Origin of the sequence: Mycobacterium sp. 360MFTsu5.1 (assembly GCF_000383495.1) — a bacterium.
In the GTDB taxonomy this organism is placed as follows: domain Bacteria; phylum Actinomycetota; class Actinomycetes; order Mycobacteriales; family Mycobacteriaceae; genus Mycobacterium; species Mycobacterium mucogenicum_B.
In genome coordinates, this window is the sequence record NZ_KB911472.1 from 83,577 (window position 1) to 97,409 (window position 13,833).

The 13,833-nt window shown below is 68.7% G+C and carries 10 protein-coding genes; 4 read left to right on the plus strand and 6 right to left on the minus strand.

Annotation, left to right across the window (positions count from 1 at the left end):
• Nucleotides 1-57 precede the first annotated feature (57 nt).
• Nucleotides 58-975, minus strand: a complete 918-nt coding sequence (locus H289_RS0124205) for an alpha/beta hydrolase (RefSeq protein ID WP_029105681.1) — start codon at nucleotides 973-975, stop codon at nucleotides 58-60.
• 109 nt (nucleotides 976-1,084) lie between these two features.
• Here H289_RS0124205 and H289_RS0124210 point away from each other — a divergent pair, with 109 nt between their 5' ends.
• A complete protein-coding gene (locus H289_RS0124210; protein WP_020103429.1) occupies nucleotides 1,085-2,572 on the plus strand; it encodes an amino acid permease in 1,488 nt (495 codons plus the stop codon).
• A 44-nt stretch (nucleotides 2,573-2,616) separates the two neighbouring features.
• Entirely contained in the window at nucleotides 2,617-3,975 is a 1,359-nt protein-coding gene (locus tag H289_RS0124215) for a WS/DGAT/MGAT family O-acyltransferase (RefSeq protein WP_020103430.1), read from the plus strand.
• Between the two features lie 98 nt (nucleotides 3,976-4,073).
• Here H289_RS0124215 and H289_RS31230 read toward each other — a convergent pair whose 3' ends face one another.
• Together H289_RS31230 and H289_RS0124225 are read right to left on the minus strand one after the other, a co-directional pair.
• Nucleotides 4,074-5,297 (minus strand): septum formation family protein, encoded by a 1,224-nt coding sequence (locus H289_RS31230; RefSeq protein ID WP_020103431.1) that lies wholly within the window; start codon nucleotides 5,295-5,297, stop codon nucleotides 4,074-4,076.
• An 89-nt stretch (nucleotides 5,298-5,386) separates the two neighbouring features.
• The gene (locus tag H289_RS0124225; RefSeq protein ID WP_020103432.1) at nucleotides 5,387-7,546 is read right to left on the minus strand and encodes an acyl-CoA dehydrogenase family protein; all 2,160 of its coding nucleotides are present in this window, start codon (nucleotides 7,544-7,546) and stop codon (nucleotides 5,387-5,389) included.
• A 144-nt stretch (nucleotides 7,547-7,690) separates the two neighbouring features.
• Here H289_RS0124225 and H289_RS0124230 point away from each other — a divergent pair, with 144 nt between their 5' ends.
• Entirely contained in the window at nucleotides 7,691-8,914 is a 1,224-nt protein-coding gene (locus H289_RS0124230; RefSeq protein WP_029105682.1) for an alpha/beta hydrolase, read from the plus strand.
• A 47-nt stretch (nucleotides 8,915-8,961) separates the two neighbouring features.
• Complete coding sequence (locus H289_RS0124235) at nucleotides 8,962-10,380, plus strand: WS/DGAT/MGAT family O-acyltransferase (RefSeq protein WP_020103434.1); 1,419 nt, start codon at nucleotides 8,962-8,964, stop codon at nucleotides 10,378-10,380.
• 20 nt (nucleotides 10,381-10,400) lie between these two features.
• Here the strand turns inward: H289_RS0124235 and H289_RS33180 are convergent, their stop codons facing one another.
• The 3 genes from H289_RS33180 to fadD12 form a co-directional block, all read right to left on the minus strand.
• Nucleotides 10,401-10,763: a helix-turn-helix domain-containing protein gene (locus H289_RS33180; RefSeq protein WP_020103435.1), complete on the minus strand. Its 363-nt coding sequence runs from the start codon at nucleotides 10,761-10,763 to the stop codon at nucleotides 10,401-10,403.
• A 236-nt stretch (nucleotides 10,764-10,999) separates the two neighbouring features.
• A complete protein-coding gene (locus H289_RS0124245) occupies nucleotides 11,000-12,232 on the minus strand; it encodes an alpha/beta hydrolase (protein WP_020103436.1) in 1,233 nt (410 codons plus the stop codon).
• A complete protein-coding gene (gene fadD12 / locus H289_RS0124250; protein WP_231388120.1) occupies nucleotides 12,222-13,793 on the minus strand; it encodes an acyl-CoA ligase FadD12 in 1,572 nt (523 codons plus the stop codon). The genes H289_RS0124245 and fadD12 overlap by 11 nt, the downstream gene beginning before the upstream one ends.
• Nucleotides 13,794-13,833 lie beyond the last annotated feature (40 nt).

Here is a 13,833-nt window from a genome sequence, read left to right on the forward strand (position 1 = left end):
GCGGGGTTGCGGCAGCCGGATGAGCGGTGTTGGCGCCCGATGAGTTAGCCGACGGGGCTAGCCGACGACGGCCGGGTTCAGCAGCGGCCGCAGGAATTCCACCTGGCTGGCAAAGAACGCCTGGGCCACCTGGGTCTTGGCTGCGACGCCGTCGAACCCGTGATACGCGCCCGGCACCACTTCCAGTTCGCACGGCACGCCCGCCGCGCGCAGCCGCTCGGCGTACTCGACGTCCTCGTCGTGGAAGACGTCGAAGGTTCCGACTCCGACCCAGGCCGGCGGCAGGCCGGACAGATCGGAGCGCCGGGCGGGGACGGCCACCGCGGGATCGGCGCCACCGAGGTACGCGCGCCAGCCGAACCGGTTCGACTTCTGGGTCCACAGCCGGTGCCCCGGATGGTCCAGTCCGGGCCGGCCGCCAGACCGGTCGTCGATCATCGGATACACCAGAAGCTGTGCCGCCAAGGGGATTTCACCGCGGTCATATGCGAGCTGGGCCAACGCCGCGCTCATGCCGCCGCCGGCGCTCGAGCCGCCGACCGCCACGCGCTCCGGGTCGACGGCCGGCAGGTCGACCAGCCAGCGCAGCGCCGTGTAGCAGTCCTCCAGCCCGGCCGGGTACGGATTGTCGGGCGCCAGGCGGTATTTGACCGCGGCCACGGTGATGCCCAGGGCGTCCGCGAAACGGCGGCACAAGACGTCGTCCTGCGCCGGGCTGCCGATGAGGTAGCCACCGCCGTGAATCCACAGCAGTGCGCCGCCACGGTCGGCGCCGGTCGCCGGGCGGTGCAGCCGGATCCCGACGCCCGACGGCAGCGTCAGCACCTCGACGTCCTCGGGAGTGCGGCGTTCCAGCAGGTCCGACAGCATGCGGATGAAGCGGAGGTTCCACGGCGTGACGGGGCTACGCGGCATGAACCGTGCGGCCCGCGCGAGCTCGGGGTGGAAGTCGACTGCTTGGGAGGGGCCCGACATCCAACCGACATTACTGACCAAGCGCGTCAGGGCGGGACACGCCTCCAGTTCACACACAGGAAACTCGTTGCCCTGCGCGAAACTGAGCATCAGTGTTCACTGAAACGCTATGACTTCAACGCCGCACAAGCATGCCGAGCCACCCGGCCTGACGGCCGAGGACGCGGGTTACCACCACACCCTCAAACCGCGTCAGCTGCAGATGATCGCGATCGGCGGTGCCATCGGCACCGGCCTGTTCCTGGGCGCCGGTGGCCGGCTGCACAACGCGGGCCCGGGGCTGTTCCTCGTCTACCTGATCTGCGGCGGGTTCGTCTTCCTGATCCTGCGAGCTCTCGGCGAACTGGTGCTGCACCGGCCGTCGTCGGGATCGTTCGTGTCGTACGCGCGTGAATTCCTCGGCGAGAAGGCGGCTTACGTCGCCGGCTGGATGTACTTCCTGAACTGGGCCATGACGTCGATCGTCGACTCGACCGCCATCGCCACCTACTTCCACTACTGGTCGGCGTTCGACGCGATTCCGCAGTGGCTGATCGCGCTGATCGCCCTCGCCATCGTGCTCAGCATGAACCTGATCTCGGTGACGCTGTTCGGCGAACTCGAGTTCTGGGCGGCCCTGATCAAGGTCGTCGCGCTGGTGACGTTCCTGGTCGTCGGCACGGTGTTCCTCGCCGGCCGCTTCAAGGTCGACGGTCAGTCGACCGGCTTCAGCGTCATCGCGGACCACGGCGGCCTGTTCCCGACCGGCCTGCTACCGCTGGTGGTGGTGACCTCGGGCGTCGTCTTCGCTTATGCCGCAGTCGAACTCGTCGGCACCGCGGCGGGTGAGACGGCCGAACCGCACAAGATCATGCCGCGCGCTATCAACTCGGTGATCTTCCGCATCGCGCTCTTCTACGTCGGCTCGCTGGTGCTGCTCGGCCTGCTGCTGCCGTACTCCGCGTACAAGCCGGGGGAGAGCCCGTTCGTCACGTTCTTCTCGAAGATCGGTTTCGAGGGCGCCGGCACCCTGATGAACGTCGTCGTGCTCACCGCGGCGTTCTCCAGCCTGAACGCCGGGCTGTACTCGACGGGCCGCATCCTGCGCTCCATGGCGATGAACGGCAGCGCCCCGAAGTTCACCGGCGTCATGTCGAAACGTGGTGTGCCCTATGGCGGTATCTGCCTGACGGCCAGCATCGGCCTGCTCGGTGTCGTCCTCAACGGCGTCGTGCCGGCGCAGGCCTTCGAGATCGTGCTGAACATGGCGGCGCTGGGCATCATCGCGTCGTGGGCCACCATCGTGATCTGTCAGTTGCAGCTGTTCCGCTGGTCGCAGCGCGGTGAGATCGACCGGCCGGCGTTCCGGATGTGGGGCGCGCCGTACACCGGATACGCCACTTTGGCCTTCCTGGCCGCGGTGCTGGTGCTGATGGCGTTCGACAAGCCGGTGGGCACCTGGACGGTCGCGACGCTGGTGATCATCATCCCGGCGCTCATCCTGGGCTGGTACGCGGCGCGGGGCCGGGTCCTGGAAATCGCCAAACAGCGCGAGGGCTTCACCGGCCAGTTCCCGGTGGTCGCCAACCCGCCGCCACCGGGCGAACGTCAACCTTGACGCGTTGACGTTTACCGCCGGCCGAATGGGGGTTTACTTGGCTGGTGGAGATCATGTCGCCGACCGATGCAATGTTCCTGCTCGGCGAATCGAGGGAGCACCCGATGCACGTCGGCGGCCTGCAGCTCTTCAGTCCACCGGAGGGCGCCGGGCCGGAGTTCATCCACGAACTGCACCGGGACATGTTGGCGCACACCAACTTCAACCCCACCTACCGCAAGCGGCCGGCACGGTTCTTGGGCGGCATCGCCAGCTTCGCTTGGGCGTACGACGACGAACTCGACATCGACTACCACCTGCGCCGTTCGGCGCTGCCCAGGCCGGGACGAATTCGCGAGCTGCTCGACCTCTGCGGTCGGCTGCACACCAGCCTGCTGGACCGGCACCGGCCGCTGTGGGAGACGTACCTGGTGGAAGGACTGGAAGACGGCCGCTTCGCCGTCTACTCGAAGGCCCACCACGCGCTGCTCGACGGCGTCTCCGCGCTGCGGATGGCGATGCGCACGCTGTCCGACGACCCGGCCGAGCAGGAAGTGCGGGTGCCGTGGGACCTGCCGTCGCGCAAGCGCGCGCCGAAGCAGAGCCCGTCCCTGATCGGTTCGGCGGTGGGCGCCGTCGGCACGGCGGCCGGTCTCGCGCCGTCGACCTTCCGGGTGGCGCGCGCCGTGCTGCTGGAGCAGAACCTGACCCGGACCTTCAGTGCGCCGAAGACGATGTTCAACGTCAAGATCGGCGGTGCCCGACGGGTGGCGGCCCAGTCCTGGCCGATCGCCCGCATCAAGGCCGTCAAGCAGGCCGCCGGCGGCGTCACTGTCAACGACGTCGTGCTGGCGATGTGCGCCGGCGCGCTGCGGGGCTACCTGCTCGAGCAGAACGCCCTGCCCGACGCGCCGCTGATCGCGATGGTCCCGGTGAGCCTGCGGGCCGAGGCCGACGCCGACGCCGGCGGCAACCAGGTCGGCGCGATCCTGTGCAACCTGGCCACCGACGTCAAGGACCCGGCGACGCGGCTGCAGACCATCGCCGACTCGATGCGCGGCAACAAGCAGGTGTTCTCGGGGCTGTCGAAGACGGAGTCGATGGCCCTGTCGGCGCTGCTGCTGTCCCCGATAGCGCTGTCCGCCGTGCCGGGTTTCGTCGATGCCACCCCGCCGCCGTTCAACATCGTCATCTCGAACGTGCCGGGGCCGCGGGTGCCGATGTACTGGAAGGGCGCCCGTCTCGACGGGAACTACCCGCTGTCGATCGCGCTGGATGGTCAGGCGCTCAACATCACGCTGGTCAACAACGGCGACAACCTCGACTTCGGGTTGGTCGGCTGCCGGCACAGCGTGCCGCACCTGCAGCGACTGCTCGGACACCTCGAAGACTCGCTGACGGATCTGGAGGCTGCGGTCCGCTAGCCGCCGTGGCCCGCGGCCGCCGTCGCATCCTCGCGAAACTGACCGGGTGGCGGAAAACCCGCCCGGAAATCGCCCTGTGGTCAGTCTCGGCGCGCGCCTTACAGCGGAGGCGGGGCCCAGGGCAGGGTGATCGGGGCCAGGCCCGGGATCTCGAGGACGTGTGACGGCGGTGCCGGCTCGGCGGGCGCTGCCGGCTCGGCCGGCGGCGCCAGCGGCGGGTGCGCCGGGTTGTCGACGGGCGAGGCCGGCGGCGCCGGCGGCACGGTCGTGTCGGTGACCGCGGGGCTCGGTGCCTCGGCGGTATGAGTCGCCGCCGACGAGGACGACGACGACGAAGACGGTGCCGGGGCCGCCGCGGTACTCGGGGCCACGGCCGGAGCCGCCGCGGTGGTCGGCGCGCTACTCGTCGGCGCGACGGTGGTCGCTGTCGTTGCGGGCGGCAGAGGCGCGACCGGGTGGACGGCGACGGGAGCGGGTACTGCGGTCGCGCCGCCGGGGGCCTTGACGCTGCCCGTCATCGGGCCGGGCGTCCGCGGTGCCAGTGTGCAGAGCACCTGGTGGCTGCCGGCGGACCAGCTGGCCGGTCCGATCGGCCGGTGGCTCAGGGTCAATGCGCTGGCGGCCAAGGTCTTCGGTGCCAGATACGCGGCGGCCATCGTGACGCAGGCGGGCCGCAGTACCTCCTCCTGCTCGGCATCCGAGGGCGGCGGTCCGTCGTGGAAGTGCTCGCTGAGGTCGATGGGGCCGACGACCTCGACCGAGTGCGGCTCGGCGCAGTCGATGGGCACCAGACCTGTCTGCCCGCCCTTCATGTCGGCGCCAAGGCAGGTGCCCGGCGGCCACACGCGCGACTGGTCCTGTTCGGCGACCTGCCCGCGGAACGGGAGTTGCTGGCCGTTCGGGCCGGGCAGCTGCAATCCGCACAGCGAGATGCGGGGTCCGGAACTCTCGGCGCCCACCGAGCGCAGCAGGCCGTATGCGAACCGGCCGTTGGGGTCGTAGCGCGGTCCGAGGTACCGGCGGCCCGACACCGCGCACGATTCCTGGTCGCCGTCGCCCTGGACCGCGTTGACGACCTCGAACAGGTGCGGGCTGCTGCACTGGACGAAGGCGGGGCGCTGTGGCGGCTCAGGTTGCCACGTCAGGCAGCTGCCGGCATGCGCACTGCGAAAGACGGCATCGGTGTGGTCGGCCTCGGTCGCGCCGCCCGCGGCCGGGCCGACAGCGGCCACGGTGACCACGCCGGCGATCAGCTGGGCGCACAGCAAAGCCGCTAGCAAAGCGCGGCGTGACGCCCAGAACTTGACCGATAGCACACTCATCGGTGCCTAGCGTGACATATTCGGCCGATCTACGCAGCTTGGCGGATCGATCTCAACCGAGTCTCTACCGACTCGTGACGGGTCGCGGATTACTTGAGCAAAGGGTCGCGGGGCAGTCCGAGAATTCTTTCGGCGATGGTGTTGCGGGTGATCTCCGAGGTACCGCCGGCGATGGTCATGGCGCGGTAGCCCAGGTAGGCCTGGGTGAGCGTGGGAGTTTGCCCGGTCACGGCCGCGGGGCCCGCCAGCTTCATGCCCAGCTCGGTCTGCCGCTGGCCCTGCTCGGCGACCACCAGTTTGGTGACATTGCCCTCGGGTCCCGGACCGGTGCCCGCGATCGCGCGGCTGATCCGCCGCAGATTCAGCAGCCGCAGGGTGTGTCCCTCGGCGATCACCGCGCCGGCGCGGTCACGCAGCCCGGCCGCCAGCTCCGGCGGCGCCGCGTCCAACAGGGCGATCAGGTCGTCCGCGCTGAAGCCGGATTGCGCGCCGGAGCCGCCGCCGATCGACAGGCGCTCGTTCCCCAGCGTCGTGCGCGCCACCAGCCAACCCTTGTTGACGTCACCGATGACGTCGGCGTCCGGGACGAAGACCTCGTCGAAGAACACTTCGTTGAAGTGAGCGTTGCCGGTCAGCCCCTTGAGGGGGTTGACGGTCACGCCGGGCGCCTTCATGTCGATCGCCATCATCGTGACGCCGGCGTGCTTGGGGGCGTCGGGATCGGTGCGCACCGTGGCCAGACCCCACTGGCAGTACTGGGCCAGACTGGTCCAGACCTTCTGGCCCGTCACCAGCCAGCCGCCGTCGACCTTCTTGGCGCTGGTGCGTACCGCGGCCGCATCCGAGCCGGCCTCGGGCTCGGAGAACAGCTGGCACCACATGATCTCGCCGCGCAGCACCGGGTACACCCAGCGCTCGCGCTGGTCGTCGGTGCCGGCCTGGGCGATGGTCAGCGTCACCCAACCGGTGATGCCGAGGTCGGGCCGCTCGACATCACGGAACTCCTCCTCGATGGCCAGCTGCTCGAGCACGCCTGCGTCCCGGCCCCACGGCTTGGGCCAGTGCGGCACCAGATAGCCGGAATCGACGAGGAAGTCCCGCCGTTCGCCCTCGGGAAGGGACTGCAGCGTGGCGACGGCATCGCGGGCGGCGGTGCGGTATTCGGCCGCTTCCTCGGGGAGAGCGAACGACGCGCCGTGGGCCCGGCCGGTGCGCTGTCCGTCGACCACATCGGCCAACGGGTCGGCACCGTCCGCGGTCAGCGCCGACAGCGTGCGGGCCCGACGCAGATACAGATGCGCGTCGTGCTCCCAGGTGAAACCGATACCGCCGTGCAGCTGAATGTTGTTCTCGGCGTTGAAGACCTGGCTGTGGATCGCCTGCGTGGCGGCCACGGCCGCGCCGAACCAGGCGTCGTCCAGATCGTCGGCGCGCGCGGCGTCCCATGCTGCGGCGGTGGTGAGTTCGGCAGCCACCAGCATGTTGGCCGCATGGTGCTTGACGGCCTGGAAAGTGCCGATGGTGCGGCCGAACTGCTCCCGCACCTTGGCGTATTCGACGGCCATTTCCAGTGCCGCCCAACTGATCCCGACGGCCTCGGCGGCGGCCAGAATGCGAAAAGCGGTGTGCGCCTTGGTTGCCGCACCGCGGAGGACGGCGATCGCCTCGGCCTGGTCCAGCGTCACCGCGCCGATGCTGCGCGTGGTGTCCGCGCCGTCCAGCGGGGTGACGGTGACGCCGGTGGCCTGGGTTTCGACGACCACCACGTCGTCGCCGGCGACCAGGACCAGCAGCGTGGCATCGGGGGCGCCGAGTACCGTCGGGCTCTCGCCGAACACGGTGTGGCCGGCGATGTGAACATGGCCCGACAATCCGAGGGCGGCAACGGTGCTGCCGTTGGCCAGCCTGGGCAGCAGCGCGGCGCGTAGCTCGTCGGTTCCGCATCGGTCGATGACGACGGCGGCGGCGACGGTCGGCAGGAAGGGCCCGGGACACAGTTCACGGCCCTGTGCCTCGAGCACGACCGCCAGCTCCGGCAGCCCGAAACCGGACCCGCCGAACTCCTCGGGGATGGCCAGCCCTTGCCAGCCGAGATCGGCCGCGGCCGTCCAGAAACCGGCGGGATGCGACGGTCCGCCCTCGAGCGTGGCGCGGGCGGCGGCCCGGCTGCCGAGCCGGTGCAGCAGTCCCGTCGCGGAGTTCGCGAGGTCGTTGTGGTCGTCGGTGATCGCCAGCGCTGAGCTACCCATCGCTCGACTGTAAGCACGACGGTAGGACTTCGAATAGGCCCTGATCAGCTGTGATGCACTTCACAAACGAACAGTCGCCCAACTGTGACCGGGAATGTGCCGTGGCCCCGAAACCGCGTGGTCAGCCCGGTGTACGCTCGCGAAATGACGGCTCGACCGAACAATGATGTTCACAGCCCTTCCCTGGCCACCCGGCTGCGCTGGTTCATGGCCGCCAAGCCCTCTGATCACCTGTTGGCGATGGCCACTGCCGCCGCCTCGCTGCCGGTGATCGGCAAGAGCCTCGAGCCGCTCGGCGGCGCCACCGCGATGACCCTCTGGGGCATGCGGCACGTGTCCAGCTTCTGGGCGTCGACGTCGAAGGCTCTGTTCACTCCCAGCGTCGCCGAGATCCGCCGGGCCGAGCGGGACTGCACCAACGAGGTCGTCCGGGCCGCGCTGACGGGCGTCGTGCCCCCGGCCGAACTCGACATCGAATGGCCGGCGCCGGAGCGCACGCCGCCGTTCTGGCGGGCACGCGAACACCGGCGCCAGGTGCACCGCACCTCGGTGCGCTACGGCGACAGCCCGTCGCAGCTGCTTGACGTCTGGCGCGCCGACGACCTGCCCACCGAGCCGGCCCCCGTCCTGATCTACCTGCCCGGTGGGGCCTGGGTGCACGGCAGCCGGCTGCTGCAGGGCTACGCCCTGATGAGCCACCTGGCCCAGCAGGGCTGGGTCTGCCTGTCCATCGACTACCGCGTGGCCCCGAATCACCGTTGGCCGCAACACATCACCGATGTCAAGACCGCGATCGCGTGGGCCCGGGCCAACGTCGACAAGTTCGGTGGCGACCGCAACTTCATCGCGATCTCCGGCGGCTCGGCCGGTGGGCACCTCGCCGCCCTGGCCGGCCTGACCGCCAACGACCCCGAACTGCAGACCGAGCTGCCCGAGGGCGCCGACACCTCGGTCGACGCCGTCGTCGGCATCTACGGCCGATACGACTGGGAGGACCGGTCCACCAAGGAGCGCGAGGAGTTCGTCGACTTCCTGGAGCGCGTAGTGGTCAGGCGCCGCATCGACAAGCACCCGGAGATCTACCGGCAGGCCTCGCCGATCGCACGCGTGCATCGCGATGCGCCGCCGTTCCTGGTCATCCACGGCAGCGGCGACAGCGTCATTCCGGTGGCGCAGGCGCGGGACTTCGTGCACGAGCTGCGCGCGGTGTCCGCGTCGACGGTCAGTTACATCGAATTGCCCGGCGCCGGACACGGTTTCGACATGACGGACGGTGCCCGCACGGGGTCGATGGCCACTGCCATAGGGTTGTTCCTCGATGAGGTTCGCCGGAACCAGAATCAGCACTGCGTCGAAGAGGTCGTCTAGACCGATCGACTGGGCGAGGTTCTGACCCCAAGCGCAGGAGAGGTCGAGTGAAACGACTGAGTGGGTGGGACGCGTTCCTGCTGTATTCGGAAACGCCCAACGTGCACATGCACACCCTCAAGATTGCCGTCATCGACCTCGCCGGCCTGGGCGACCGCACGTTCGGAATCGACGAATTCCGCCGCGTGCTCCGCGAACGGCTGCACAAGCTGGAGCCTTTCGGCTATCAACTCGTCGACATCCCGTTCAAGTTTCACCACCCGATGTGGCGGGAGCATGCCGAGGTCGACCTCGAGTATCACGTCCGGCCGTGGCGGGTGGCCGCGCCCGGTGGGCGCCGCGAACTGGACGAGGCGATCGGCGAAATCGCCAGTACCCCACTGGATCGCAGCCGTCCGCTGTGGGAGATGTACCTCGTCGAAGGGCTGGCCAACGGGCGGGTCGCCGTGGTCGGCAAAATCCACCACGCGCTGGCGGACGGCGTCGCCTCGGCCAACCTGCTGGCGCTCGGTATGGACATCACCGAGAGTCCGCAACGGGACAACGATCTGTACGTGACCGATCCGGCGCCGTCGCGCGGTCAGCTCGTCCGGTCGGCGTTCGCGGACCACCTCCGGCAGATCGCGCGGTTCCCCGGCGTCGTCAAGTACACCGCAGACGGTATGGCGCGGGTACGTAAGAGCAGCCGTAAGCTGTCGCCGGAACTGACCCGGCCGTTCACGCCGCCCCCGAGCTTCATGAACCACGTGATCACGCCCCAACGTCGTTTCGCCACAGCCACTTTGGCGCTCGCGGAAGTCAAGGAGACCAGCAAGAAGCTCGGCGTCACCATCAACGACCTGGTGCTGGCCATGTCGTCGGGCGCGCTGCGCGAGTTGCTGCTGAAGTACGACGGCAAGGCCGACCACCCGCTGTTGGCGTCGGTGCCGATGAGCTACGACTTCTCGCCGGATCGCATCTCCGGCAACCGATTCAGTGGTGTGCTGATCGCGCTGCCGGTCGACGTCGACGACGCCGCACAGCGCGTACAGCAGGCGCGTGAGGCCGCCTTGCTGGCCAAGGAGAGTCACCAGTTGGTCGGCCCGGAGCTCGTCGCCCGCTGGGCGGCCTACATGCCGCCGGCACCCATGGAGTCGATGTTCCGCCGGCTGTCCAACAAGGACGGCCAGAACAAGGTGCTGAACCTCAACATCTCCAACGTGCCGGGGCCCCGGGAACGCGGCAAGGTGGGCGGCGCCACCGTCACCGAGATCTACTCGGTCGGACCCCTCACGGCGGGCAGCGGCCTGAACATCACGGTGTGGAGCTACGTCGACCAGCTCAACATCTCGGTGCTCGCCGACGGTGCCACCACCGACGACCCGCATGAGGTGACCGCCGGCATGGTCGCGGACTTCAAACAGATCCGCAGGGCCGCAGGGCTTTCCGAGGAGTTGACGGTCGTCGAGACCGCCATGGCGCAGTAGGGTTTGCGCCCGGCGGCGCGTCAGTCCGCTGGATGGTTGCGGAATCGTCTGTGGAGCACCTGGCGTGACACGCCCATGATTCGCCCGATCTCGGCCCAGGTCCATCCGTTGGCGCGGGCCTGGCGGACGGCCTGCTCGTATTGCGTTTTGGCGCTGACGAGGTCGTCGCGTGCCTGAGCCAGCGCTCGTCGGCTGATGCCGCCGAATACGTCCGCGGCTATTGGGTCGGGTTCTGCGGGTTCGTCCTCAAATGACCAATCGTCGTCATCATCAGCGTCAAGGCCATGTGCCTTTCGGAAGGCATCGCCGGCGGCATCGATCTCTTCGCGCGTCGGACGGCGTTGTTGTGGTTCCCACCAGAGCCGCTCGGTTGGGTAGGTCATGGCGTGTACCTTCCGGGGTCGATCACTGCGGAAAGTATGTGCCGAGGGACCGACACGTTTTCGTGTGACCGAGACCGATGCGACCTGTCTCCAAGTGGGTTCGGGCTGGGAGCCGTCACCTTGGGCTGACAGTGTCAACCCAAGGTGACGATGTCAGCCCAAGGTGACAGGTCCGGATCGGACATGTCCATGAGAGCGGCGCGGTCACGTACCGCGCCGGCCGGCTGGACCGCCGGCTAGCCGACACTCTCGGAGTCGACGGCCGTCGCCTTCTCCGCCCGCACCCACTCCAGGAATCGCGTGATCGCCTCGGCGGTATAGCGGCCGTGCGCCGACCCGAAGACGTCGAATGCGTGCTGCGCGTTGGGGATCTCGGCGTACGCGACCGGTGCCGGTGACTGCTCCCGCAGGGCGGCGACGAAATCCCGTCCCTCCTGCACGTCGATCAACGTGTCGTTGGTGCCGTGCAGTACGAAGAACGGTGGGGCGTCGGGACCGATCCGCTTGATGGGCGAGGCGTCCAGGAACACCTGCGAATCGTTGGCGAACCGTTTCTTGATGATCAGCTGCTCGAGGGCCTGCATCATCTCCGGACGCCCGGGGCCTTCGAAACCGAACCAGTCGTACCGGCCGTACACCGGGACCGCGGCCACCACGGAAGTGTCGGCATCCTCGAAACCGGGCTGCCACTGGGGATCTCCGGAAGTCAGGGCCGCGAGCGAGGACAGGTGCCCGCCCGCCGAGCCTCCGCTGATCGCGACGAAGTCGGGGTCACCGCCATACTCGGCGATGTGTTCCTTGACCCACGCCAGGGCCTGCTTCACGTCGATGATGTGCGCCGGCCACTGATGTTTCGGGCTGACGCGGTAGCCGATGGACACGCAGATCCAGCCCCGGTCTGCCAGGGCGCCCATCAGCGGGTACGCCTGCGGCCGACGATCACCGAGCATCCAGCCGCCACCTGGAACCTGAAGCAGCACAGGGGCTTTACCGTCGCGCGGCAGGTCCGGCCGGCGCCAGATATCGGCCAGGTTGGAGCGGTGCGGGCCGTACTTGACGGTGTCTTTGTTGTACTTGCGGCGCGACAGCATGGTGCGCCCGATGCCGGGCAGGCGCGGGACGCCCGGGTCGGCCGGGTTGCGCGGACCGATCACGTCATCCAACGGCTCCTCGAACGCCGGCCGCGAGCTCCGGCTGCGGGTGACGATGTACCCGAGGATGGCCCACGTGATCGCGGTGATACCCAACGCGATTCGGCCGCTGGTGCCCGAGAAGGCGCCGCGCCGGCCACGGCGGATAGCGGACAGCACCGAGGAGCTGAGCACGAAGCCGGCCGCTTCACTGGACGGCCAGCCGTAGGCGAACGCGACGATGCCGGGGTTCCCGGAGCGGGCCAGCGGGCTGGCCGCGTTGGTGGCGTTCACGAGGCCGAGGACGGCCCGCAGCAGGGTCACCGTTTTACGCGCCATCGGCCAGCGCCTTCAGCTCGCGGCGGTCGATCTTGCCGGTACTGTTCCGAGGCAACTCGGCGAGTACCGTAATCGACCGGGGCACTTTGTAATTGGCCAGATTGTCCCGCACGTGCTGCTTGAGGACGTCCTCGGTGGCGCCCGCCCCGTCGGCCAGCACGACGAACGCCGCGAGGCGCTGGCCGTACTGCTCGTCGTCGACGCCGAGCACGGTGGCCTCGGCGACATCCGGATGGGTGGACAGCGTCTTCTCCACCTCGATGGGATAGACGTTCTCGCCGCCCGACACGATCATCTCGTCGTCGCGACCCACCACGAACAGGCGGCCGGCGGCATCGAGATAGCCGACGTCACCCGAGGACATGTAGTCCTGGTGGAAATCCTTTGTGGCACCGGAGGTGTAGCCGTCGAACTGCGTCGAGTTGCGCACGTAGATGGTGCCCACCTCGCCCGTCGGCAACTCGTTGAAGTCGGCGTCCAGGATCTTGATCTCGGTGCCCTCGGCCGGGCGGCCGGCGGTGTCGGGGGCGGCGCGCAGGTCGGCCGGCGTCGCGGTGGCGATCATGCCGGCCTCGGTGGCGTTGTAGTTGTTGTAGATGACGTCACCGAACTGGTCCATGAACGAGGTGACGACGTCGGGGCGCATCCGTGAGCCGGATGCCGCGGCGAACCGCAGCGAGCGGCCGCTGTAGCGGTTGCGGATGTGGTCGGGCAGTTCCATGATGCGGTCGAACATCACTGGGACGACGCACAATCCGGTCGCCTGGTACTTGTCGACCAGCGCCAGCGTGGCCTGCGGGTCGAACTTGCGGCGCGTGACGACGGTGCAGGCCATCGATGCCGCGAACACCAGTTGCGAGAAGCCCCAGGCGTGGAACATCGGCGCGACGACGACCGTCGTCTCCTCCGTGCGCCACGGCGTGCGGTCCAGGATGGCCTTCAGTGCGTCCAGTCCGCCGCCGGAATGCTTGGCGCCCTTGGGAGTTCCGGTGGTTCCGGAGGTCAGCAGGATCACTCGGCTCTTCTCGCCGGTGCGTCGCGGCTGCAGCCCCAGATGGTCGATGATCAGCGACTCGACGGTCAGCGGGTGGTCATCGGTATCGGTCCACGCCACAATTCGCGTGGTGCCGGTCCGGCCCTCGAGCGCACGATCGACCGTCGCCGTGAACTCTTCGTCGTAGATGATTACGTCGACGTTCTCGCGGTCCACGACCTCGGCCATCGCCGGACCGGCGAAGGAAGTGTTGAGCAGCAACACATCTGCACCGATGCGGTTGGCCGCGATCAGGGAATCGACGAAGCCGCGGTGGTTGCGCGCCATGATGCCGACGACCTTGGCCGAGGGCAGGGTCTGCAGGGCGGCGGCGAACGCGTCGCCACGCTTGTCGAGCTCACTGAAGGTCAGGGTGCCCAGCTCGTCGATGAGGCCGGGACGGTTGCCGCAGCGCTGCGCGGAGCTCGCGAAACCCGATGTGACGCTCATGTTTTCGCGCGCCATGGCACCGGCGATGCGGACGTATTTGTCGGGGCGGAGCGGGGCGATGACACCGGCCCGGACCATGGTGTTGACCAGGCCGGCTGTCGCGGCCAGCTTGTCGGTG

What these genes read in the sequence shown, in the direction of transcription:
- H289_RS0124205 (WP_029105681.1), bottom strand. Translation starts at nt 975, where the DNA reads ATGTCGGGCCCCTCCCAAGCAGTCGACTTCCACCCCGAGCTCGCGCGG.
- H289_RS0124210 (WP_020103429.1), top strand. Translation starts at nt 1,085, where the DNA reads ATGACTTCAACGCCGCACAAGCATGCCGAGCCACCCGGCCTGACGGCC.
- H289_RS31230 (WP_020103431.1), bottom strand. Translation starts at nt 5,297, where the DNA reads ATGAGTGTGCTATCGGTCAAGTTCTGGGCGTCACGCCGCGCTTTGCTA.
- H289_RS0124225 (WP_020103432.1), bottom strand. Translation starts at nt 7,546, where the DNA reads ATGGGTAGCTCAGCGCTGGCGATCACCGACGACCACAACGACCTCGCG.
- H289_RS0124230 (WP_029105682.1), top strand. Translation starts at nt 7,691, where the DNA reads ATGACGGCTCGACCGAACAATGATGTTCACAGCCCTTCCCTGGCCACC.
- H289_RS33180 (WP_020103435.1), bottom strand. Translation starts at nt 10,763, where the DNA reads ATGACCTACCCAACCGAGCGGCTCTGGTGGGAACCACAACAACGCCGT.
- H289_RS0124245 (WP_020103436.1), bottom strand. Translation starts at nt 12,232, where the DNA reads ATGGCGCGTAAAACGGTGACCCTGCTGCGGGCCGTCCTCGGCCTCGTG.
- fadD12 (WP_231388120.1), bottom strand. Translation starts at nt 13,793, where the DNA reads ATGGTCCGGGCCGGTGTCATCGCCCCGCTCCGCCCCGACAAATACGTC.